Below are 23312 nucleotides of genomic sequence, written 5' to 3'. Positions count from 1 at the left end.
TGCAATCTTAGCCAGCGCACTCCCGGCACCCGAATTCGTTTCGTTCCGCCCTGGTGCAGGCTCCGCGCGTGGTGTATCAGTTATCAGTCGCGCCGTGTTTTGTCCTAGTGTCTACTCCTATGAGTGATGTTCTTGAAATGGCTGCCGTCAGCGTTGTCCGCGGAGCCAAAACGCTCCTCAACAAAGTGGACTGGCAGGTCAAAGAAGGCGAACGCTGGGTAATCCTCGGACCCAACGGCGCGGGCAAGACCACTCTGCTCCAGATTGCGGCGGCACGGCTCCACCCCACCAGCGGGATGGCTGGCATCCTGGAAGAGATGCTGGGGGCTGTTGACGTCTTTGAACTCCGGCCCCGCATCGGCCTGTCCTCGGCGGCCCTGGCCAACCAGATTCCCGAGCAGGAGAAAGTCCTCAACGTTGTGGTCACGGCCGCGTACGGGGTGACCGGACGCTGGCGCGAAGGCTATGAGAAGGACGACGAACGCCGTGCATTCCGGCTCCTGAACGAGTGGGGGATGGGTCCGCTCCTCAACCGTGCGTTCGCGTCCCTGTCCGAAGGCGAACGGAAGCGGGTCCAGATTGCCCGCGCCCTGATGACAGACCCGGAACTGCTTCTCCTGGACGAGCCCGCGGCAGGGCTGGACCTCGGCGGCCGCGAGGACCTGGTGCACCGCCTCAGTGAACTGGCACGCGACAAAACTGCCCCGGCCATTGTCCTGGTGACCCATCACCTCGAGGAAGTTCCGCCGGGCTTCACCCACGCGATGCTGATGCGCGATGCCGGCGTTGTGGCGGCCGGCCCCATTGCCGACGTCCTGACTTCCGAGCACCTCAGCGAGACCTTCGGCCTGCCGCTCGACGTCACGGTCAACGCGGGACGCTACGCCGCCACCGCACGCCGCTGACCCGGCTGGCCTTCCGAGCGTGGAGTTACTCAACGGCGTCTTCATCTTCTTCGCGGGGCTGTGGGCCGGAACCATCAACAGTGTTGTGGGTTCGGGCACCCTGGTCACGTTCCCCGTGCTGATTGCCCTGGGCATCGCCCCGGTGACAGCATCCATCAGCAATGCCATGGGGCTCGTGGCGGGGAATGCCGCGGGCGCCTGGGGGTACCGGAAAGAGCTCGCGGGGCGCGGCAGGCAGTTGCTTCGGCTGTTGCCGGCATCCCTGCTGGGCGGCATCAGCGGCGCCTGGCTGCTGCTGCACCTGCCGGAGAAGGTGTTCCACTACGCCGCACCTGCCCTGATTGTGCTCGCCCTGCTGATGGTGGTCTTCCAGCCCCGGCTCCAGCAGTGGGTGCGGAACCGGGAGGCGAACCCCGAGCACGCGATCAACGACAAACGCCACGGCGTGCTCCTGATCGTCCTGGTGTACCTGGCCGGTGTCTACGGCGGCTACTTCGTCGCCGCGCAGGGCATCCTCCTGGTGGGCATCCTGGGCGTGTTCATGACGGGGACCATCCAGAACGCCAACGCCATGAAGAACATCCTGGTCCTCGGGGTGAACATCGTGGCGGCGGCGTCTTATCTGCTGTTCGCATTCGGGCGCATCAACTGGCCGGTTGTGGGCATTATCGCGGTGAGTTCCCTCATCGGCGGCATCATCGGTTCCAAGGTGGGCCGGCGGCTTTCCCCGCCGGTCCTGCGCGGCGTCATCTTCGCACTGGGCCTCGTGGCCCTGGGGTTCATGATCGCGAACCTGTTCAAATGACCGGCACTTGCCCCGGTGCATCACCCGTCCCGATGAAATGACTTCCAGTGACTTTCCACTACCTCGAATCCGCTGATGATCCCCGGGTGTCCGACTACACCCGGCTCACGGACGTGCACTTGCGCAAGGTCCGGGAACCCGCCGAGGGGATGTACATCGCGGAATCCTCGCGCGTGCTCCGGCGCGCCCTCGCTGCCGGCCACCGGCCGCGTTCCTTTTTCCTTGCCGAGAAGTGGCTGGAGGACCTGACCGACGTCTTTGACCGGTTCCCGGACGTCCCGGTGTTTGTCGGCAGCGCCGCGCTGCTGGAAGACATCACCGGTTTCCACCTGCATCGCGGCGCCATGGCGGCCATGCACCGCCCGGCACCCGTGCCGCTGCCCGAACTCCTGGCCGGTGCACACCGGGTGGCCGTCCTCGAAGACATCGTGGACCACACGAACGTGGGTGCCATCTTCCGCTCGGCAGCCGCCCTCGGCGTGGACGCCGTGCTGGTCTCGCCACGGTGCGGGGACCCCCTGTACCGGCGCAGTGTCCGCGTGAGCATGGGTACCGTGTTCCAGGTTCCGTGGGCCCGCCTGGAGTCGTGGCCGGACGATCTCAATGTCCTCCGGGAGCAGGGTTTCACGGTGGCAGCCATGGAACTCACGGGAGATGCCGTGGACCTCGATGAACTGGCCGCCCGCAACCCGGACAAACTCGCCCTGGTGCTGGGCACCGAAGGTGCGGGCATGAGCCCGGAGACCCTCGCCGCCGTGGACCTCGCCGTCAAGATTCCCATGCGGGCGGGAGTCGATTCGCTCAACGTCGCGGCGGCTTCCGCCGTCGCGTTCTGGGAACTCCGCCCGAAGGGCTGACCCCGGTTCGTACCGGGAGCCTCTTTAGGCTAGGATTGAGTGTTGGTCCGGGCACCTGATGTTATTGATGTTGTTCCGCACCTTCATCCCATTCATACCTGGCAGCTGGCAAAATCCAGTTGTGCGAACGAAGGTCCAATTATGAAGTCTAATACTCACCCGAAGTACGAAGCTGTTGTTTTCAACGACCTGGCTTCCGGCGTCAAGTTCCTGACCAAGTCGACTGTGTCTTCCAAGAAGACCATCGAATGGGAAGACGGAAACACCTACCCGGTCATCGACGTCGAAATCTCCTCCGAGTCCCACCCGTTCTACACGGGCAAGCAGCGCATCATGGACTCCGCAGGCCGCGTCGAGCGCTTCAACGCTCGCTTCAAGGGCTTCGGCGGCAAGAAGTAATAACTTCTCCCCAAGGCAGTTGGAAAAGCCCGCATCCTCCGGAATTCCGGAAGGTGCGGGTTTTTGCGTTGGTGGGGCAGGATGGGATGCATGACATTCCCTTCTTTTGAGACCGGCGCGGCGGACGGCACTCACGACGACGGCGGCCGGCGCCACGGTGAGTACAAGGTCCCGGGCGGCAAGCTCGTGGTGGTGGATTTCGACGTCGTCGGGGGCCGCCTCGCGCACGTTTCCGTCAGCGGTGACTTCTTCCTGGAACCCGATGAAGCGCTGCTGGACATCAACCACGCCCTGACGGGACTACCGGAAACGACTGCGGCGGCGGACATCTCCGCCGCCGTGGCCGATGGCCTCCCCGACGACGCCGTGCTCTTCGGGTTTTCGGCCGACGCCGTGGCCGTCGCCGTCCGCAGGGCCCTGGCGAAGGCCACCGGCTGGGCGGACCACCACTGGAATGTCATCGCGCCCTCGGTCCTTCCGACCCACATCAACGTTGCCCTGGACGAGGTGCTCACCGAGGAAGTGGGGGCAGGGCGCCGCAATCCAACCCTCCGCTTCTGGGACTGGGAGGAACCGTCCGTGGTGATCGGCAGTTTCCAGTCGGTCCGCAACGAGGTCCATCCCGAGGGCGTGGCCCGCCACGGCATCAGCGTGGTCCGGCGGATCAGCGGCGGGGGAGCCATGTTCATGGAAGCAGGCAACTGCATCACCTACTCGCTGTACCTGCCCCAGACCCTTGTGGACGGCATCAGCTTCGCCGATTCCTACGCCTTCCTGGACGCCTGGGTCATGGCTGCACTGAAGAAACTGGGCATCAGTGCCTTCTACGTGCCGCTCAACGACATTGCCACGGAGCAGGGCAAGATCGGCGGTGCCGCCCAGAAACGGCTGGCCAACGGCGGCATGCTCCACCACGTCACCATGAGCTATGACATCGACGCCGACAAAATGGTGGAGGTCCTCCGGATCGGCAAGGAGAAACTCTCGGATAAGGGGACCGCCAGTGCCAAAAAGCGCGTCGATCCGCTGCGCCGCCAGACCGGGCTGGCCCGGACGGAAATTGTTGAGGCCATGATGGATGTGTTCAGCGGCCGGTACGGGGCCACGCCCTCGGTCCTCACCGAGGCCGAACTTGCCGCCGCCCGTGACCGCGTGGCGGTCAAATTCGGCACCTCGGAATGGCTGCACCGGGTGCCCTAGTAATGACGTCGATTGCTCCGCAACTGCCGTTATGAGCGGCCTAAACGGCGGTTACGGAGCAATCGATGGTGCTTTCGCGGCTGCTGCCTGTGCTGTGAGGGAACGGTGCAGGTGGCTCCGCTGCTCGATGACGATCCGGCGAAGCGCCCGTGGAGCGTCCGGGTGGCCGGCCAGCCAGTTGTCCGTCCGGACGATCACGGGGTGGGTGGCCGGATCGCCCCCGTCCAAATCCTGGCCTGCCGGATAGAGCCCGCGGACAATCCGGCTGGCGATCTCGATGCTGCGCTCCGCCCAGACGTTCTCGAGGCACTCGAAGTACGGTTCCACAAACGGGTCCAGCAGGCCGTCCGGGGCCGTGTTGAATCCGGCAATCGTGGCGCTGAGCAGCTGGTTGGAGAGGGCGCTGCCTGCGACGGCGGCATCCCAGGCTGCGGCTTTGACCGCCGCCACCGGGCGGGCGGCGAGTGCCGTGGCATGGCCCGCACGGCCGGATGCCGTGGTGTCACGGGAAAGTTCGGCGTCGAGTTCGGCCTCCGTTGCCTGACCGTTGGCCGCCAGGGCATGCCACAGGCTCCAGCGGAGCTCGGGGTCCACGGCAAGGCCTTCGATGACCGTTGTGCCGTCCAGGATTCCCCTCAGCAGGTCCAGGCGGCCTGCCGACTGCCGACTGGCGGCGGCGAGGGTCCTTGCCCAGGCGAGCTGGTGGTCCGAACCCGGCCGGGCTGCGGCAAGTTCCCGGGCAGCCGCGTCCAGGAAGCGGCGGCGCACCGTATCCCGTTCCGAAACCGGTGCATAGCGGTCGATGGCAGTCGACGCGTTGCCCAGCACGTTCAGCAGGACGCCGATGCCGTTCTCGGCGGGACTGAATTTCTCCACTGCCGCAACGTAGCTGTCCGCCGGTGCCACACCGTCGCGGGCGGCATCCCAGAGCGCCGTCCAGCAGAGCGCCCGGGCCATCGGGTCCTGCAGGGCTCCCAGGGACGCACGCGCGGTGGTTTCCGAGCGGGGATCAAGCCGCACCTTCACGTAGCTGAGGTCGTCGTCGTTGACCAGGAGGAGGGCGGGCACCGGCTTGCCCTCCAGTTCGGGAACCACCGTGCTCTGGCCGGTCAGGTCGGTCTCCACGCTGTCGGTGCGGACCAGCAAGCCGTCGGCGTCGAAATCGTATAGCCCGACCCGAAGCCGGTGCGGCCGCAGTTCCTGCCGTCCGGTGACCGGGTCCACTGCCTCCTGGACGAGGGCAACCCTGCCCAGCACGCCGTCGTGGTCATCAATTTCTGCCGTGACGGTGGAGATCCCTGAAGTCTGCAGCCACTGGCGGGCCCATGCCGCCAGGTCCCGGCCGGACGCCTCGCCGAGGGCGGCGAGCAGGTCCGCGAGCGTGGTGTTGCCGTACTCGTGGTCCCGGAAATACCGGCGCGAGCCGGCGATGAACGCCTCGAAGCCGACGTAGGCCACCAACTGCTTCAGCACGGATGCGCCCTTGGCGTAGGTGATGCCGTCGAAGTTCTGCTTGGCCGCTTCAAGGTCGGGAATGTCGGCGACGATCGGGTGGGTGGTGGGCAGCTGGTCCTGGACATAGGCCCACGCCTTGCGGTTATTGGCGAAGTTCACCCAGGCCGTGTCCCAGTCCGTGGCGCGGTCCACGCCCAGGGTGCCCATGTAGTCGGCGAAGGACTCTTTGAGCCAGAGATCGTTCCACCACTGCATGGTCACCAGGTCACCGAACCACATGTGCGCCATTTCGTGCATCAGGGTATTGGCGCGTGCCTGGTACTGCGAATCAGCGGCGCGGGACGTAAAAACGTAGTTTTCGGTGAAGGTGACCAGCCCGGGGTTTTCCATGGCGCCGAGGTTGTATTCGGGCACGAACGCCTGGTCGTACTTGCCCCAGGGGTAGGGGTAGTCGAAGAGGTTGTTGAAGAATCCGAGTCCCTGCTTGGTGAGCTGGAACAGGTGCGCGGTGTCGAAGGATCCCGCCATGGACTTGCGGCAGTAGAGGGCCAGCGGGATTTCCAGCGCTGTGCCGTCCTCAACGGTTCCGCTCCAGTGGTCCTCGGCCTTGAAGTACGGCCCAGCCAGCACGGTGGTGATGTAGGTGGACATCCGCCGGGTCGGTGCGAAGTCCCAGCGGCTCGTTGCGGGATCGCTGGTCAGCTGGGTGCGGTTGGCCTCTGTGCCGTTGGAAGCGACCTGCCAGTCGGAGGGAGCCATCACATGGAACGTGAATTCCGCCTTGAGGTCGGGCTGTTCAAAGTTGGCGAACACGCGCCGGGCATCAGCCGGCTCGTACTGTGTGTAGAGGTAGCACTGGCCGTCGGCGGGGTCGAAGAAGCGGTGCATTCCCTCCCCGGACGTGCTGTACAGCGCCGTCCCGGTGACGGTGACCTGGTTTTCGGCCTGCAGGTTGTCAAGCCGGATACGGGATCCGTCCACGACGTCGGCGACGGACAGCCCCTTTCCGTTCAGGAACACGCTGTGCACGTCGCTGCTGATGAAGTCCAGGAATGTGGAGCCGCCGGGTTCCCGGGCGGAGAAGTTGATTACGCTGCGGCTGGTGTAGCCGGTAACCTCCGGATCCTGCGCCGTGCGGACGTCGAGTGAAACGTCGTAGCTATGGGTGGTGATCAGGGCTGAGCGATTTGCCGCTTCATCGCGTTGCAGGTTCTCATTCGACACCAAGCTATTGAATCATGGCGCAGGCGGATCACCGGTGCCGCGTCGGTGCAGTGGCTTCGGTGCAGTTGTCCGGGCGGGACCTGGTCCGTCAAGGCTGAACGATCAGCATGGCGGCCCCCAGTCCCAGGGCGGCGATCAGGAGCCACGCCGCGAGGGCTGCCAGCAGGGCCCTGGCGCCGGTGTGGAGCAGGGTTTGCACCCGGACCGCCGAACCCAGGCCGAAGAGCGCCGTGCCGAGCAGCAGATCCTGCACGGCTGCGGCGGCCTCCAGCCAGCCGGGGGAGAGCCAGCCGGTGGACCGCAAACCCACCATGGCCACAAATCCAATGACGAACAGCGGGACGACGGGCGGCATCCGCAGCTCGGCGCCGTCGGTTTCGGAGGCCGGGCCGGCCGGCTCCGCACCTGCCAATCCATCCGGTCCGGTCCCGTTCGGTCCGGCGCCGTTCCGGGTTTCGCGGTTGATGGCCGACCGCTGGTGGATCCCTGCGGCGGCCACCATGGGGGCCAGCAGGATCACCCGCGTCAGCTTCACGACGACGGCGATCGCCAGGGCACCGGTGCCTGCGGTCTGTGCGGTGGCCACCACCTGGCCGACGTCGTGCACCGACGCCCCGGTCCACGCACCGAACACTTCAGGGGTGAGCTGCAGCGGATGCAGGAGCAGCGGCAGCACACCGATGGCCAGGGTGCCGCACAGCGTGACCAGCGCAACCGGCAGGACGGTGTCCACGTGGCGGATCCTGCGGACCGCAGCCATCGCGCCAATGGCAGAGGCTCCGCAGATGGAGAAACCGGTGGCGATGAGCAGGGAGGCATCGCGGGTCAGGCGGAACATCCGGGAAATCCCGTAGGTTCCGGCGAAGCTCACCAGGACCACCCCCGTGATGAGCAGCAGCGACTGCCAGCCGAGGCCCAGGACGTCCAGGACGCTGACTTTCAGTCCGAGGAGCACAATCCCGGCCCTCATCAGGTGCTTGCCGGCGAAGTCGAGTCCCGGACGCGCCCGCCCCGCCGTCCAGGTTCCGGTGCCGGGGAGGTTGGCAGAAAGCAGCCCGAGCACGACGGCGACGGTCATGGCGGGCAGGGCGGGCACCATTGCGTGTACGGTAAAGGCCACCCCGACGGCGAAAACGGCAGTGAGTAGTCCCGGCAACAGGGGTGGGATCCGTGCGGAGATCCGCCCGTGGGGGGCGGCGGGGAGTCTGGGCAATGGCACTCACCTACCTTGCCGGAACAGTGCGGAAAAACACGAACCGGCCGGGTGGCTTCAACACGCCCCAATGGGCATCAGTAATGAATTCGAAACAAAAAGGTGGTTGGCTAATGACCATGTCTGACCTATTCCAGGATTACTCCGAGGCCGCCGGCCGCACCGGCGCCTACGACGAGATGTTTGCCCCCGGCCAAGAAGCCAGGAAGTCCTACGGACAGGTCGCGGGTGCCCTCCGGGAACTTTCCCTCACCGATGTCACGGCCCGTGCCGATTCGATGGCGCGGACCTTCCTGGACCGCGGTGTCACCTTCGACTTCGCCGGGGAGGAACGTCCGTTTCCCCTGGATATCGTCCCCCGGGTGATCCCTGCCGATGAGTGGACCGTGCTGGAGAAGGGCGTGGCCCAGCGGGTCCGTGCCCTCGAGGCCTTCCTCAACGACGTTTACGACAAAATGACGGTGGTGGCCGACGGCGTCATCCCGCGCCAGCTCGTCACCACCAGCGCCCATTTCCACCGCCAGGTCCACGGCTTCGAACCGGCCGGCGGCGTCCGCGTCCACATCTCGGGGATCGACGTCGTCCGCGACGCCGCGGGAACCTTCCGGGTGCTCGAAGACAACGTGCGCGTCCCCTCCGGAGTGAGTTACGTGCTGGAAAACCGCCGCGCCATGGCCAAGGGCCTGCCGGAGGCCTTCGGCCAGCAACTGATCCGCCCGGTGGAGGAATACCCCCGCCGTCTCCTGTCCGCACTCCGCAAGACGGCACCGTCAGGCGTGGACGACCCCACCGTAGTGGTCCTCACGCCCGGCGTGTTCAACAGCGCGTATTTCGAGCACACCCTGCTGGCCGGCCTTATGGGCGTGGAGCTCGTGGAAGGCCGCGACCTCATCTGCCGCGGCAACCGGGTCTACATGCGTACTACCGCCGGCGAACAGCGCGTTGACGTCATCTACAAGCGCATCGACGACGACTTCCTCGATCCGCTGCAGTTCCGCGCCGATTCCATGCTCGGCTGCCCCGGACTGGTCAATGCGGCCCGCGCCGGAGGCGTGACCATTGCCAACGCGGTGGGCAACGGCGTGGCCGACGACAAGCTCGTCTACAGTTACGTGCCCGACCTCATCCGCTACTACCTCAACGAAGAGCCCGTGATCGCCAACGTGGACACCTTCCGGCTGGAGGAGAAGGAAGCGCGCGAGCACGTCCTGGACAGGCTGGATGAACTGGTGGTAAAACCGGTGGACGGCTCCGGCGGCAAGGGCCTGGTCATCGGCCCCGACGCATCGAAGGAAGAACTCGAGGCGCTGCGTAAGCGCGTCATCGCCGATCCCCGTGGCTGGATTGCGCAGCCGGTCCTGCAGCTGTCTACGGTTCCCACCCTCAGCGGTGATAAGTTTGGCCCTCGGCACGTCGACCTGCGGCCGTTCGCCGTCAACGACGGCGACGAAGTCTGGGTGCTCCCGGGCGGACTGACCCGCGTGGCCCTCAAGGAGGGTTCGCTGATCGTCAACTCCAGCCAGGGAGGCGGGTCCAAGGACACGTGGGTGCTCTCGGACTCTCCCGAGGTTCCGGTGGAGCTCCTGCCCAGGCCGTCCATCACCGTCCGCGAGCGGGTTTCGGTGTGGCCGGTCGAAAGCAACTGGCGCGACCGCCAGACGGAGCAGCAGCAGTGAGCCGCCGCCGTCGGGAGCTCACCGCACCAGTTTCCCTATTTATGTACATGCAGATTTCGGACCCGCAGGAGGTAGCCGCGAATGCTTAGCCGTATTGCTGAGTCCCTATTTTGGATCGGCCGCTATGTGGAGCGGGCTGACGGTACCGCCCGCATCCTGGACGTCCACCTCGAGCGCCTCAACCACCTGCCCACGGAGGAACGGGACAATGTGGCCCGGGAACTCCTGGCTGTTATGGGAGCCCGGCCCGAGAGCGACGAATTCGGCCTCGAGGAGCTGCTCCACGCCCTCGCCTACGATAAGCAGAGCGCCACATCGATCGCCGGGTCGCTGGGGGCTGCCCGCGAAAACGCGCGCCGTGCCCGCGAAACGGTTTCCTCCGGGCTTTGGGAAAGCCTGAACACCACGTACTACGGCCTGAACCAGCACCGCAAGGACGTCGTCGGCACCTACCGGTTCTGCCACTGGGTGCTGGAGCGCACGGCCATGGTCAGCGGCCTGGCGGACACCACCGTCAGCCACGACGACAGCTGGTTGTTCCTGGCCCTGGGTCGTTCCCTGGAGCGTGCCGACATGACGGCACGCATGCTTTCAACCCGCGACGTGCTCTCCGCCGGCATGTCATGGGTCAATATGCTCCGTTGCGCGGGGGCATATGAGTCTTTCCTCCGGACCCGCAGGGCCGCCTTCGGGGACCAGCATGCCGCAGAGTTCCTGCTGCTGGACCGCCTGTTCCCGCGTTCCATTGTCTACGCCCTGCGTGATGCTGACGAGTGCCTGGCGAAGCTCGACCCTTCCGCCCAGCGTGTCGGTTTCATCAACGACGCACGCCGGATCGTGGGCCAGGCCCGCACCTTCCTCGAGTTCCACCGGACGGACGACCTCATGTCCGAACTGCCGGAGCACATGGAGCGCGTCCAGAAGGCTGTGTCGCAGGCGTCCGACGCCATTTCCCGTAAGTACTTCAATCAGGCGGACGAACTGGCCTGGGTGGGAGAAGTTTCATGACCCGGCTGAGCATCATCCATAAAACCGGCTACAAATACAACAAACGCGTCACGCTCTCGTACAACGAAGCCCGCATGACGCCGTTGACGGATCCGCAGCAGGTGGTGCTGGAATCGTCCATGAAAGTTGCGCCGTCGCAGGCTGCCATCAGCAGCTACCGCGACTACTGGGGCACGCGCGTTACGGCCTTCGACATGCAGATGCCGCATGAGTACCTGGAGGTGGTCTCCACCACGACGGTTGAAGTCCACCGTGCTGAGCGCGTCCCGGCGGAGGGTGACATCGTCTCCTGGGACGTGCTGCAGGCGCCTGAGACGCTCAACCAGTTCAGTGACTGGGTCCCGCAGTCCCGGCTGAGTGGTCCCGGAGACGAAGTCCTCGGCATCATTCCGGGAATCGTCGAAGGCAGGAACCCGCACGGGTCCGCCATGGCCATCTTCGAATGGATGCGCGGCGAGATGACGTACATGAAAGGCTCCACCGGAGTCACCACCAACGCCGCGCAGGCCTGGGGGCAGCGCCAGGGCGTGTGCCAGGACCTGGCGCACCTCGCGATCGGGGCGCTGCGCAGCTGCGGTATTCCCGCGCGGTACGTCTCCGGTTACCTTCACCCGCGTTCGACGGCGGACATCGGCGAAACAGTTGCCGGCCAGTCGCACGCGTGGCTGGAGTGGTGGGACGGCGAATGGCGCAGCTGGGACCCGACCAACCACAAACCGGCAGGCGACTTCCACGTCACCGTGGCACGCGGACGCGATTACCGGGATGTGCCGCCGCTCAAGGGCATCCTGTCAGGCGGCGGAGGGTCCGCGTTGAACGTGAGCGTGGAAATCACCCGCCTGGCCTAGCCAGGCACCCCTTGCGGGCCTATTCGTACCCGGACCGGGTGGCGTCATCCAGCGGCGTCCACCAGGTCAACGGGGGAGTGACCTTGAAACGGCGGCCCGTGACTGTGTCCGGCGTAATCCGGACGAAGTGCTCTTTCTTGCCGGCCTGCCAGGGGAAAAGAAGCAGTCCCACGGTGTCCAGAACCTCCTGCTGGTTCTTGACCGGGGCGGCCTGTCCCTTGATCACCACGCTCCAGGCGATGCCGCTGTCCGCGTCCACGCCGTCGGCCTCCACGGCCACGGCAGTGTCACCGGTGGCTGCCTGCAGCTTGGTGCCGTCCGCCGTGCGGAAGACGAGGGTTCCGTGGTCCACTTTGTAGTTGATGGGGAAGATGTCCGGGTGGTCGTCCACCCAGACGGCCAGCCGGCCCACTGAGACGCTCCGCAGCAAGCGCCAGCATTCGTGATTGTCAAGGTTTTCGACTTCGTGCGGATGGTCAGCGCCCGGTTTAGGATCAGTGCTCATGACGCCGAGCCTAGGCGAGGGAACGTCCGGAAAGCTAGGGCCCAAGGTCCCTGCCGCCAAATCGACAGCCTCACGCCATGTTGAATGCCTTAACGGTATTCTGGCCTCACGACGCCGGAGCGGACGGACGCGGTCAGGAGTGGTTTGTGGATAAGCATGCCGATGGCGACGGCCCCGAGCGATACACCGCGGCAAGCGGCACCAGGATCGAAGACCTGCTCAAGGACTTTGTGTCCCGGGCCGGTGAGCTCCTCCAGTTCCAGGAGCGCATGGGTGGCCTGCTCGAAGCGGTCGTGGCCGTTGCCGAGGACTTGAGCCTCGACGCCGTTCTGGAACGGGTTGTCCAGTCCGCCTGCCAGCTATTGCGCGCCCGTTACGGGGCCCTGGGTGTCATCGGGGATGACCGCGCCCTCAGCCACTTCATCACGGTCGGGATCGACGGCGAACTCGCAAAGCACATCGGCCCCCTCCCCACCGGCCATGGCGTCCTGGGATTGCTGATCTCCGACCCCCGGCCGCTACGGCTTCATGACCTGCGGACCCATCCCGAGGCCTACGGCTTTCCCGAGCACCACCCGCCGATGCAGTCATTCCTTGGCGTTCCGGTCCGGGTGCGGGACGTCGTCTTCGGAAACCTGTATCTAACGGAAAAAGTGGGCGGCGGCGACTTCACGGTGGAGGATGAAGAGCTGGCCGTTGCCCTGGCGGCCGCTGCCGGCGTCGCCATTGAGAACGCCCGGCTCTACGACGACGCCAGGCGGCGTGCCCAATGGCTTGAGGCGTGCATGGATGTTGCCGGGCTGATGCTGGGGACCGATCCGGCCCACTCCGCCGGACTTGGTCCCATCGCCGGAAGGGCCCTTCGGGAGTCCGGATCCAAGCTGGCCCTGATCGTGGAGCCCGCTGCGGGCGGCGACGGCTACGTCGTCGCCGGGGCCGACGGCGAAGGTGCAGAGCTGTTTTCCGGCCTCCCGCTGTCCTTGGACTCGGATGCCCTCCGGGGCGTGCTCGAAGGCGGCGACCCCCTTCTCGTGGACAACGCCGCCGACGTGCTCGAAGTGCTGGGGGATACCGTTGCCGGACCGCTGCTTGCAGTGGCACTCAGCACCCAGGGCGCCCACCATGGCCTGCTCCTCCTCGTCCGGGACTCCGGGGCGGGCCCGTATGGCCGGATAGATGTGGAGATGGGTGCTGTTTTCGGGTCCCATGTGGCGCTGGCGCTGGAACTCGCCAGGGTCCACCGGCTGCGGGAAGAATTGTTGGTGTATTCGGATCGCGACCGTATTGCCCGCGACCTTCATGACCTCGTGATCCAGCGGCTCTTCGCCGCCGGCCTGAGCGTCCAAAGCCTGAACCGCTTCACGAAGGAAGGGCTTGCGCTGGACCGGATCCGCGCCATCACGGGGGAGCTCGATGAGGCCATTCGCAGCCTCAGGGACACCATCTACTCGCTCAGGACCGGCAACGGCGACACAGAGTCGCTCAGCGCGCGCCTCCGCCGCGTCACCCGGAGCGCGGCCAAGTCCATGCACTTTACACCCGGTCTCATCCTGGAAGGACCGGTTGACTCAGTCCTTCCTGACAAGGCCGAACATGTGGTGGCCGTTGTTTCGGAAGGGCTGAGCAATGCCATCCGCCATTCGGGAGCAGACTCGATCGAGGTGTCCGTTTCTGCCCTGGACGGCATGATGACTGTCCTGGTCACGGACAACGGCAGCGGGTTCAATGGTTCCACGAAGCGCAACGGCCTCAACAACATGGAGGAGCGCGCCAGGATATTGGAGGGAACCTGCACCATCACCGGCGCACCGGGCAGCGGGACAAGCCTTGAGTGGTCGGTTCCGCTTTAGTGCCTGTGCCCGTCTGTAGTGCCCGTGTTGCCTCTAATGCCTGTGCCCGTCGGACTCGCTGCCGGCTGAGTGGGCTGTGGACGAATGCGCCGCAGCAGAGTGGCCTGAAGGCGACGGGGCCGGCATGGAGCTGTTGGCAATGTACACCGCAGCCTGTGTCCGCCGTTCAAAGCCAAGTTTTGCCAGTAGCGAGGACACGTAATTCTTGACGGTCTTCTCCGCCAGGAACATTTCAGCGGCAATCTGCCGGTTCGTCAGGCCGCCGCCCACGAGTTCCAGGACGCGCCGTTCCTGCGGTGTGAGCCCGGCTATCCTAGGGTCCACCTGCTGGGGAGTAACGAGGCTGTCGACGACGCTGGCCGCCACGCCGTCGTCGAACAGCGACTCACCGGCCGCCGCACGCCGGAGTGCCCCGATGAGGTCCGTGCCGCCGATTTCCTTCAGGACGTAACCGCGGGCGCCGGCGAGTACCGCGCCCCGCAGTGCCTGCTCATCGTCGAAACTCGTCAGGATCAGGCAGTTGAGGTTCGGGTCCACCGACCGGACGTCCCGGCAGACTTCGATCCCCGTGCCGTCCGGAAGGCGGGCGTCGAGCACGCTGACGTCGGGGTGCAGCGCCGGAATCCGCCGCGTTGCCTCGACAGCAGACCCTGAGCTGCCCACCACCTGGAAACCCTCGCCCTCCAGGAGCTCCTGCAGCCCGCGCCTGACAAGTTCATGGTCATCGAGGATGAACACACGGATCAGGTCGGTATGCACGTCCTGTGCGGTGGGAACCTGGTCTGCCCGAGGAATCATGGTCCTCCTGTCCGGCGGCCGGAGCTGCCATCATCGGTCCGCAACCGGCTTGCGGTGCTGTGCAGATCCCATTATGTCTCTCCGGACCCGGTTTCCCTCATCCGGCTCTGCCATTCTCGTTGACGCCTCCGGACGCAACAAGGGTCCTTGGACCCACAGCGGGCATGACTTTAGGCCCTAGCACCGGGCGGTTCCGGCACACATCCTTGAAGAACCCCTGCCGCTCCGCGGCCGGGTTCTACGCGCGACAGCCCTGCGAAAGGGAACGACATGAATGAGGCCAGGGACGTCCGTACCATCGTTGTCGGAGTGGATGGGTCGGACGCGTCGGTGGAAGCCCTGAAGCGGGCGCAAGGCCTTGCGGGACAACTCGGAGCCCAGGTTGTGGCGCTGGCGTGCTGGGATTACCCGCCGGTATACGACGGCTACGTGGCCATGGGAATCAACGACTTCGATGTCCGTGCCGGGGAGATCCTGAACGACGCCGTAGCCAAGGCTTTCGGGCCGGAGACGCCGCCGAACGTCGAAGCCCGGCTGGTGCAGGGGCGCCCGCGCCATACCCTCATCGATGCCAGCCGGACTGCGGACATGCTGGTGGTCGGCCGTCGCGGCCACGGCGGCTTCGGCGGCCTGCTACTCGGGTCCGTAAGTTCGGCCTGCGTTGCGCACGCGCATTGCCCGGTCCTGGTAGTGCACACGCCGGCGAAGCATTGACTCCCCGAACGCAGGCGCTGCCTACTCGAAAGCCGCGCGCCGGGGATCGGAGAGCCGGGTGTTCCACAGGTCCGGCTTCTTGACCTTGAACCGCCGGCCGGTCAGGGCCTTTGGCGCCACGCGGACGTAGTAGTCCTTGTCGCCGGGCTGCCACGGTTCCAGGAAGAGGGCATCTACCTCGTCCTTTTCGTCCTGGGTCTCGATCAGTTCGGCTTCGCCGCGGGCTACGACGCTCCAGGCCTTCTCTTCATGGGCGTCATAGCCGTCGATTTCGAAGGCCACGGGCTTGGCGGTCATGGCGGCCCAGAGCTTCGTCCCGCCGGCGGTTCGGAAGACGATGCTGCGGCGCTGGAGCACGAAGTTCACCGGGAAAATCTCGGGGTGGCCGTCGACGATGAGGGCGATCCTTCCCACCGTTTCCGTGTCGAGCATGACCCAGCACTGGTCAATGGACAGCTGGCCTTCGGGCGGCGTCATGTTGTTCATGTAAACCCACGTTACGGTCCCGCCGCCATGCCCATTAGGGCCATAGGGCCCCTAGCGGCACCACGACAGCCTCTGATAGTGGACAGGCGCGTTGCGTCTCCCCGCCGGCGTTATGGCGCTACCGTCGTTGCGGCGCCTACCAGGGGCTGGGCTTGTAGTCCTTAAGGAAGACGCCGAACTGGTCCTCGCCGTTTTCCCCCATGACAATCGGGTCGTAGACCCTGGCTGCACCGTCCACGAGGTCCAGCGGCGCATGGAAGCCTTCCTCCATGAGCCTGACCTTGGTGAAGTGGGGCCGCTCATCGGTAATCCAGCCGGTGTCCACCGCGGTCATCAGGATGCCGTCGGCGTCGAGCATTTCCTGCGCGCTGGTCCGGGTCATCATGTTCAGCGCGGCTTTGGCCATGTTCGTATGGGGGTGGCCCGGGCCCTTGTAGGCGCGGGAGAACTGGCCCTCCATGGCGGAGACGTTCACGATGTACTTCCGGTGCGCGGTGGACCGCTTCATGGCTGCACGCAGCCGGCTCACCAGCAGGAAGGGCGCCGTGACGTTGCAGAGCTGCACCTCGAGCATTTCCAGCGGATCCACTTCGTCCACCACCTGGGTCCAGCTGTTGATCGTGGCAAGATCCGGGACCAGTCCGCCGGCGTCAATGGCCGTGCCGGAGGCAATGCGCTCCAGCGATGCCGAGCCTGTCGAGAGGGCAAGGGAGGTGATGGCGTCCCCGGCCAGGACCGGGTGCTCCGTGACGCTGCTGGCAAGGGCGAGCGGGTGCTTGTCGTGGGCATGGCCGAACGTCACCAGTTCCGGGCCGCCATTGGCTGCCTCAAGGGCTGCCGGCAAGGGCTCGTCCTCGGCATCAACCAGGGGTTTGTAGGCGTTCCCGGACCGGCGGACTGTCTGGGCGGCGTTGTTGATGATGATGTCCAGGGGACCCGCAGCGTCGAGGGAGTCGGTCAGGGCCATCACCTGGGAGGGATCACGGAGGTCAATGCCCACAATCCGGAGCCGGTGGAGCCAGTCCCCGCTGTCCTCCATCGCCGCGAAGCGGCGTGCAGCATCCTTCGGGAACCGTGTGGTGATCGTGGTGTGCGCGCCGTCGCGAAGCAGCCGCAGGGCAATGTACATGCCGATTTTCGCGCGTCCGCCCGTCAGCAGCGCACGCCGGCCCGTGAGGTCGGTGCGCGCATCACGCTTGCTGTGGCTGAATGCGGCACATTCAGGGCACAGCTGGTGATAGAACGCGTCAACCTGCGTGTAGTGGTTCTTGCAGATGTAGCAGGGGCGGGACCTGATGAGGTGACCGGCCACCTTCCCCGTCGCTGAGGGTTCCAGCTTGTTCCCGCGCGTTTCGTCGTCGATCCGGTCGGGTGCAGCCGTGGCCGTCTGGGCGATCACTGCCCGGTCCGACTCCGCGATCAGGTCGCGTTTGGTGACCCGTCGGTGTCGTTTGACAGCCTTGAACATCTTGCCGGTGGCGCGGCGCACCGAGACGTAGTCAGGGTGTTCCTCGTCGTAGGCGTGGATGGTGTTGAGAACCTTGAGGCAGGCCTGGATGTCCTCAGGCGTCAAATCGGGGGTGTTCATTGGTCCAATTTTACAGCCTGGGAATCCTACGGCCTGCCGTCAGGTTTCGGGGGACAGGGATCCGGTCCTAGTCGGCGACACTCACACCCAGTGTCGCTGCGTGGGCTTCACCCAGTTGGGTCACGGATTCCCGTGCGGCCGGGTAGTTTTCAGTGGCCGCCTTCACTGCGTTGGGCACCTGGTGAAGGTTGGCGGCTGACAGTGCGCGTTCGGCCTCGTCCGGTTCAGGAACTTCCTGGCCCTTGGACAACACGGTGATGCCCGAATCGGTGACTTTGAATCCGCGGGCGCGGTCGCGCTCCGGGTCCAGGCCGATCGCAGCACCGGCAGGCACCTTGACGTTTTTGTCGATGATGGCGCGGTTGACCACGGCGCCCTCGCCGATCTGCACCTTGTCCATCAGGACCGAATCAACCACCCGGCTGGACGTTCCCACGTAAACGTCGTTGGACAGGACTGAACCCTCCACGATGCCCCCGGAGATCACCACACCGCTGGCCACGATCGAATCGAGTGCCGTACCCACGGTGTTTCCCTTGCCGCGGACGAACTTTGCGGGCGGGGAAATGCTCTGCCGGGTGTAAATGGGCCATTCCGAGTTGTACAGGTTGAAAACCGGCATCGGGGAAATAAGGTCCATGTGCGCATCATAGAAGGAATCGATGGTGCCCACGTCGCGCCAGTAAGTGCGGTCCCGTTCGGTGGAACCCGGAATGTCGTTCAGCGTGAAGTCATAAACGCCTGCTTCGCCCTTGTTGACGAAGTACGGAATGATGTCGCCGCCCATGTCGTGCTTGGTATCCAGGCGCTCGGCATCAACGTGCAGGGCGTCCACCAGGGCATCGGCATCGAACACGTAGTTGCCCATGGAAGCCAGGAACTGCGTCGGATCGGCGGCCAGGCCCGGAGTTGAGGACGGCTTCTCCACGAAGGCCGCAATCTTCTGGGGATCGTTCTGGTCCACTTCGATGACACCGAACTGGTCGGCCATGTTGAGGGGCTGGCGGACGGCGGCCACCGTGGCCTTGGCGCCGCTGGCCACGTGCTGCTCCACCATCTGCGCGAAGTCCATGCGGTAGACGTGGTCCGCGCCAACAACGACCACAATGTCGGGGTTGGCGTCATGGATCAGGTTCAGGGACTGGTAAATGGCATTAGCGCTGCCAAGGAACCAGCTCTTGCCCACACGCTGCTGCGCGGGGACGGATGCAATGTAGTTTCCCAGCTGCGTGGACATTCGCCACGTTTCGGAAATGTGCCGGTCCAGGCTGTGGGATTTGTATTGCGTCAACACCACAATCTGCAAGTAGCGGGAATTCACGAGGTTGGAAAGTGCAAAGTCAATCAGCCGGTAGCTCCCGGCAAAAGGCACGCCGGGTTTGGCCCTGTCCGCCGTCAATGGCATCAGACGGTTGCCCTCGCCGCCTGCGAGGACAATAGCCAGGACTTTCTTATTCAACGGCATGGTGGTCGCTCCTGTACGCCTTCGTATCTTTCCCCAATAGTCCGGCACGCCCGGACCCCTTCACACTAGAACAGATACGCCGTAAGGACTACCTTGGGTATCGTGCGAATAGACATTGTGACTAAAGAGTTCCCGCCCGAGATTTACGGTGGCGCCGGGGTCCATGTGGCTGAACTAAGCCGTGTGCTGGCCAAGCATGTGGATTTGCAGGTGCGGGCCTTCGGGGCGCCCCGGGATCCCGACTATCACGGGGCGAAGGTGACGTCCTACTCCGTTCCGGAGGATCTGGGGGCCGCCAACGCCGCCGTCCAGACGCTCGGGGTCGATCTGCGCATCGTGCCGGACATCGCGGGGGCCGACCTTGTGCATTCGCACACCTGGTACGCCAACATGGCGGGCCACCTCGCCTCGCTGCTGCACGGCATTCCGCACGTGTTGAGCGCGCATAGCCTGGAGCCGCTCCGGCCGTGGAAAGCCGAACAGCTCGGCGGCGGCTATGCCTTGTCCTCCTGGGTGGAAAAGACCGCCTACGAGGCCGCCGCTGCAATCATCGCCGTGTCCGAGGGGATGCGGCAGGACATCCTGCGCAGCTACCCGGACGTGGACCCGGCCAAGGTCCGCGTGGTGCACAACGGCATCGACGTCGAACTCTGGCAGCGTGACGAGGCAGATGACGCCATCCGCGCCCTGGGCATCGATCCGGCGCTGCCCAGCGTAGTTTTCGTAGGCCGCAACACCCGCCAGAAGGGCGTTCCGTACCTGCTGCGTGCCGCAGCCAAGCTGCCGGCCGATGTCCAGCTGGTCCTGTGCCTCGGCGCGGCGGACACTCCGGAGCTCGCCGCGGAAACTGCCCGCCTGATCGAGGAGCTGCAGACTCAGCGCAGCGGAGTTGTCCTTATTGAACGGATGCTTCCCCGCAACGAACTGATCCAGGTCCTCAGCCACGCAACCGCCTTTGCCTGCCCGTCCATCTACGAGCCGCTGGGCATCGTGAACCTGGAGGCCATGGCCTGCGGTGCGGCCGTGGTGGCCAGCGCCACCGGCGGGATCCCGGAGGTTGTCCGGCACGGCGAAACCGGACTGCTGGTGGATCTCGAGCAGGTCACCGACGGCACCGGAACCCCGCTGGATCCGGAGAAGTTCGTCAACGAATTCGCAGCCGCCTTGACCGAGGTGGTGTCCGATCCGGAGCGCGCCCGCGCCATGGGACAGGCCGGCCGCCGCCGCGCGGAGGAGCACTTCTCCTGGGACTCCATCACGCAAACCACCCTTGAGGTGTACCGCTCGGTCCTCGCCTAACGCGGTCCTTGCCTAAAAGGACTTAAACGACGACGGCGCCGCCCCCGCTTAAGGGGGGGCGGCGCCGTCGTCGTTTCCTGCCGGCGTGAGTTTTACCTAGCGGCGCGGAGGCTTGGAGTCACGCGCCTTCTTCGCAAGAAGGACTTTCTCGTCAACGGGGGCCTTGCCGTCGGCGCGCTGCGAACGGAAGTACGCCCGTGCTTCGTCCTGCCGGATCTGCTCAGCGCCGGTCGCAATCGCCGCCCGGAGATGTTCCGGTCCGTACCCGAAGGCATCCACCAAATCCACGGCGTGCGGCCGGATCTTGACCAGAAGCCGGTTGATATAGTCGCCCACCGTGCGCGCACGCTGCATCGACAGCCGCCCGTTCATGAGGTACCAGGACAGGTTCTTCTCGATGAGCGAGAGTCCGAACAGGTCCCGCAGCCAGGTCAGCACCCGCCTGGTGCCCGGGTCCTTCACGTTCGCCAGGGCCTCGGTGAAGGCCTCCCACTGCAGTAGTTCCGCATGTGCCTGCGCCGCTTCGATGAGTTCGTGCTGGTGCTGGTTGAACGCTTCGGCAGCCTTCTGCTGCGGCAGTTTGTTCGTCCCCTTCAGTGCGGCACCCGCTTCAGCAACCATGGTCTGCACCCGGTCGGTCAGCAGCAACCGCTGGGTGCCCTCGTCCCGCAGCGCGATGGCAGCCTTCTGCACGGAGCCCGTGTCGGCCACGAACTGGGCTACCTGGCGAAGGCCCGTCCGGTGGACTGCGGTCCCGGCGGCCTGGCTCACCACGTAGCGGGCCAACACCCCGACGTCGACGTTGCGGAATTCCTTGGCGTAGTCCGCCAGGAGCCGCTTGGCCACCAGCTGGAGCAGCACCGTGTTGTCACCTTCGAAAGTGACATAGACGTCCAGGTCGGCGCGCAGGGATGCAAAGCGGTTCTCAATCAGGAACCCGGCGCCGCCGCAGGCCTCGCGGCATTCCTGGAGCGTGTCGAGGGCATGCCAGGTGCTGAGCGGTTTGAGCGCGGCGGCCAGGGTCTCGAGGTCCTGGCGGTCCTCGTCGGTGTCGTGGGCGCCTGAGAACACGTCGTCGAACTTCTGCAGCAACTGCTCGTGGGCAAAGCCTGCGGCGTAAGTCGTGGCAAGACGGGTGAACAGCCGCCGCTGGTGGCGCTGGTAGTCGAGCAGCACCTCCTCGTCAGTGTGCGATGAAGCGTTGAACTGGCGGCGTTCAGTGGCGTACTGGATGGCGGTCTTAAGGGCGATCTTGCTGGCAGCCACCGCAGCACCGTCCAGCGAGACCCGGCCCTGGACCAGGGTTCCCAGCATGGTGAAGAAACGGCGGCCGGGGCTGGCTATGGGAGAGGTGTAGGCGCCGTCGGTGTCAACGTTGCCGTAGCGGTTGAGCAGGTTGGTCCGGGGGATGCGGACGTTGCTGAAATGCAGCCGGCCGTTGTCGATGCCGTTCAGGCCGCCTTTGACGCCGTCGTCCTCACCGCCGACGCCCGGCAGGAATTCCTTGGTTTCCGGATCCCGCAGGTCCACGTAGAAGGCGTGGACTCCGTGGTTGACGCCGCCGGTGACCAGCTGGGCGAACACCACGGCGCCAAGTCCGTCTATGGCGGCGTTGCCGATGTAGTCCTTCCATGCGGCACGGAACGGTGTGTTGACCACGAATTCCTGCGTGGCCGGATCAAAGGTCGCCGTGGTGGCAATGCTGGCAACATCTGAGCCGTGCCCGGTTTCCGTCATCGCGAAGCAGCCGGGGATGTCCAGATTCATGATGCCGGGCAGCCACTTGGCATGGTGTTCCGCCGTGCCCAGGTGCATCACAGCCGAACCAAACAGGCCCCACTGGACGCCAGCCTTGATTTGCAGCGACGGATCGGCCGTGACAAGTTCCTCGAACCCGGCGATGTTGCCGCCGTGATCATCGGAACCGCCCAGCGACGCGGGAAAGGCGCGGTGGACGGCACCGTTGTCCACCAGGTACTTGAGCTGGCCGAATGTGCGCTTCCGGTGCTCCGTATGGGTCAGGCCCTCTGTCTTGTACAGTTCGGGGCGGCCTGCCAGCTCGCGCGAATGCAGGCGGATCCGGGCCCACTTGCCCAGGAGCTGCTCACCAAGCGCAGCGACGTCGACGGACGGCGTCGCGTCGGCGCGGTGGTGTGCGCGGGCGGCGGGGCGGCTTGCCTGGCTGGCGGGGCGGTCAACTACGTCAGTCATGTCGATTCCTTCTTTGGTTCTGACAATTCACTAGGGGTCGGATTGAGTGGATCCAGGACTTCGAGTTCCGGGGCTATCCCGACGCACAGCCAGGCCGTGATCTGGCGGGCCATTGTTTCCTGGTCGGGTTTGTTCGTTGATTCCGGCGTGGCAAGCCACTGCTCCCCGGCGTTCCGGACGAGACCGATCGCCGCCGTGGGCCAATACCCGATCACGGCTTCTTTGCCTGCGCCGAGGTGCTCCCGCATGGGCCGGGCGATCATGTCGCGGACTTCTTCGAAGAAGTGGCCAAGGGCGCCGGCGGCGGCCATTCCTCCGGTGGTTGTTCCCGGCTCGCCCGCAGAGTAGGTGGTAACGAAGGTGTAGACGTGGGGGCTGGTTTCGGCCATTTGAAGGTACGCGGAGACCATGGCCAGAAGCCCTTCCCGCGGCGTTTGCGCACTCTGCGCGGCTTCCTGGATACGGCGCTGCATCTGGCTGAGCACTACCTCGCCGACTGCCTGCTGCAGCCCGGCCTTGTCGCCGAAATAGCGGTAGAACACGGACTTTGACGTGCCTGCTGCGGCCGCGATGTCCTCCATGGAAGCGTCGCTCCCCAGGGCATGGACCGCCTTTCGAGCCGATTTGATCAGTTCGCGCCGTCGCTCCTCCCGGTGCGACTGCCAGCGGGCAGCGCGTCCGTCGACGGCCGTGCCGCTTGCGGAAATACCGCCGGGGGAGTTGCCGTCCCGGGGCTCGGGAGGATCAACGGGGGGAATGTTCACGATACTCAGCGTATCAGGTACGCTGGGTATCGGTAATCAGAG

General features: G+C 65.3%; 20 protein-coding genes. 11 read left to right on the top strand and 9 right to left on the bottom strand.

Annotated features, from left to right (window positions below):
- Nucleotides 1–119: 119 nt before the first annotated feature.
- From BS38_RS0101870 to BS38_RS0101850, 5 genes are all read left to right on the top strand, one after another.
- Complete coding sequence (locus tag BS38_RS0101870) at nt 120–905, top strand: ABC transporter ATP-binding protein (protein ID WP_028269264.1); 786 nt, start codon at nt 120–122, stop codon at nt 903–905.
- Between the two features lie 19 nt (nt 906–924).
- Nucleotides 925–1710 (top strand): sulfite exporter TauE/SafE family protein, encoded by a 786-nt coding sequence (locus BS38_RS0101865; RefSeq protein ID WP_028269263.1) that lies wholly within the window; start codon nt 925–927, stop codon nt 1708–1710.
- A gap of 47 nt (nt 1711–1757) precedes the next feature.
- On the top strand, nt 1758–2567 hold the full coding sequence (locus BS38_RS0101860) for a TrmH family RNA methyltransferase (RefSeq protein ID WP_028269262.1): 810 nt from the start codon (nt 1758–1760) through the stop codon (nt 2565–2567).
- A gap of 141 nt (nt 2568–2708) precedes the next feature.
- Nucleotides 2709–2966: a type B 50S ribosomal protein L31 gene (locus BS38_RS0101855; protein ID WP_011691973.1), complete on the top strand. Its 258-nt coding sequence runs from the start codon at nt 2709–2711 to the stop codon at nt 2964–2966.
- Between the two features lie 90 nt (nt 2967–3056).
- A complete protein-coding gene (locus BS38_RS0101850; protein WP_028269261.1) occupies nt 3057–4166 on the top strand; it encodes a lipoate--protein ligase family protein in 1110 nt (369 codons plus the stop codon).
- 51 nt (nt 4167–4217) lie between these two features.
- Here the strand turns inward: BS38_RS0101850 and pepN are convergent, their stop codons facing one another.
- Both pepN and BS38_RS0101840 read right to left on the bottom strand, forming a co-directional pair.
- Nucleotides 4218–6845, bottom strand: coding sequence for an aminopeptidase N (gene pepN, locus BS38_RS0101845; protein ID WP_028269260.1), 2628 nt, complete (start codon nt 6843–6845; stop codon nt 4218–4220).
- Nucleotides 6846–6933: 88 nt separating this feature from the next.
- Nucleotides 6934–7944, bottom strand: a complete 1011-nt coding sequence (locus tag BS38_RS0101840; protein ID WP_231510999.1) for a putative sulfate exporter family transporter — start codon at nt 7942–7944, stop codon at nt 6934–6936.
- A 233-nt stretch (nt 7945–8177) separates the two neighbouring features.
- Between BS38_RS0101840 and BS38_RS0101835 the strand changes: the two genes are divergently transcribed.
- The 3 genes from BS38_RS0101835 (at nt 8178) to BS38_RS0101825 (ending at nt 11590) form a co-directional block, all read left to right on the top strand.
- Entirely contained in the window at nt 8178–9734 is a 1557-nt protein-coding gene (locus tag BS38_RS0101835) for a circularly permuted type 2 ATP-grasp protein (RefSeq protein ID WP_028269258.1), read from the top strand.
- A gap of 81 nt (nt 9735–9815) precedes the next feature.
- Entirely contained in the window at nt 9816–10742 is a 927-nt protein-coding gene (locus tag BS38_RS0101830) for an alpha-E domain-containing protein (RefSeq protein ID WP_011691978.1), read from the top strand.
- Nucleotides 10739–11590, top strand: coding sequence for a transglutaminase family protein (locus BS38_RS0101825; protein WP_028269257.1), 852 nt, complete (start codon nt 10739–10741; stop codon nt 11588–11590). Before BS38_RS0101830 ends, BS38_RS0101825 begins: the two co-directional genes overlap by 4 nt.
- Before the next feature lie 19 nt (nt 11591–11609).
- On the opposite strand, the gene BS38_RS0101820 is transcribed toward BS38_RS0101825, so the two are convergent.
- Entirely contained in the window at nt 11610–12095 is a 486-nt protein-coding gene (locus BS38_RS0101820) for a pyridoxamine 5'-phosphate oxidase family protein (RefSeq protein WP_043437359.1), read from the bottom strand.
- 269 nt (nt 12096–12364) lie between these two features.
- Here BS38_RS0101820 and BS38_RS0101815 point away from each other — a divergent pair, with 269 nt between their 5' ends.
- Nucleotides 12365–13945, top strand: coding sequence for a GAF domain-containing sensor histidine kinase (locus tag BS38_RS0101815; RefSeq protein WP_231510992.1), 1581 nt, complete (start codon nt 12365–12367; stop codon nt 13943–13945).
- 33 nt (nt 13946–13978) lie between these two features.
- Here BS38_RS0101815 and BS38_RS0101810 read toward each other — a convergent pair whose 3' ends face one another.
- A complete protein-coding gene (locus tag BS38_RS0101810) occupies nt 13979–14743 on the bottom strand; it encodes a response regulator (protein ID WP_028269254.1) in 765 nt (254 codons plus the stop codon).
- A 270-nt stretch (nt 14744–15013) separates the two neighbouring features.
- On the opposite strand from BS38_RS0101810, the gene BS38_RS0101805 reads away from it, so the two are divergent.
- The gene (locus tag BS38_RS0101805) at nt 15014–15457 is read left to right on the top strand and encodes a universal stress protein (protein WP_028269253.1); all 444 of its coding nucleotides are present in this window, start codon (nt 15014–15016) and stop codon (nt 15455–15457) included.
- Nucleotides 15458–15478: 21 nt separating this feature from the next.
- On the opposite strand, the gene BS38_RS0101800 is transcribed toward BS38_RS0101805, so the two are convergent.
- From BS38_RS0101800 to glgC, 3 genes are all read right to left on the bottom strand, one after another.
- A complete protein-coding gene (locus BS38_RS0101800) occupies nt 15479–15943 on the bottom strand; it encodes a pyridoxamine 5'-phosphate oxidase family protein (protein WP_028269252.1) in 465 nt (154 codons plus the stop codon).
- A gap of 136 nt (nt 15944–16079) precedes the next feature.
- Nucleotides 16080–17531 (bottom strand): SDR family NAD(P)-dependent oxidoreductase, encoded by a 1452-nt coding sequence (locus BS38_RS0101795; protein ID WP_028269251.1) that lies wholly within the window; start codon nt 17529–17531, stop codon nt 16080–16082.
- Between the two features lie 67 nt (nt 17532–17598).
- Nucleotides 17599–18996 (bottom strand): glucose-1-phosphate adenylyltransferase, encoded by a 1398-nt coding sequence (gene glgC, locus BS38_RS0101790; protein ID WP_028269250.1) that lies wholly within the window; start codon nt 18994–18996, stop codon nt 17599–17601.
- Nucleotides 18997–19098: 102 nt separating this feature from the next.
- Here glgC and glgA point away from each other — a divergent pair, with 102 nt between their 5' ends.
- Nucleotides 19099–20295 carry a glycogen synthase gene (gene glgA / locus BS38_RS0101785; RefSeq protein WP_028269249.1) on the top strand — a complete coding sequence of 399 codons (1197 nt, stop codon included), beginning with the start codon at nt 19099–19101 and terminating at the stop codon, nt 20293–20295.
- A 96-nt stretch (nt 20296–20391) separates the two neighbouring features.
- On the opposite strand, the gene BS38_RS0101780 is transcribed toward glgA, so the two are convergent.
- Together BS38_RS0101780 and BS38_RS24130 are read right to left on the bottom strand one after the other, a co-directional pair.
- Nucleotides 20392–22506 (bottom strand): acyl-CoA dehydrogenase family protein, encoded by a 2115-nt coding sequence (locus BS38_RS0101780; protein WP_028269248.1) that lies wholly within the window; start codon nt 22504–22506, stop codon nt 20392–20394.
- Nucleotides 22503–23270, bottom strand: coding sequence for a TetR/AcrR family transcriptional regulator (locus tag BS38_RS24130; protein ID WP_081818776.1), 768 nt, complete (start codon nt 23268–23270; stop codon nt 22503–22505). The genes BS38_RS0101780 and BS38_RS24130 overlap by 4 nt, the downstream gene beginning before the upstream one ends.
- Nucleotides 23271–23312 lie beyond the last annotated feature (42 nt).

This window comes from Arthrobacter sp. UNC362MFTsu5.1 (genome assembly GCF_000685965.1).
GTDB lineage: Bacteria > Actinomycetota > Actinomycetes > Actinomycetales > Micrococcaceae > Arthrobacter.
Note: the sequence above shows the minus strand (reverse complement) of the source record. Positions and strands in the feature narration are given on the sequence as shown.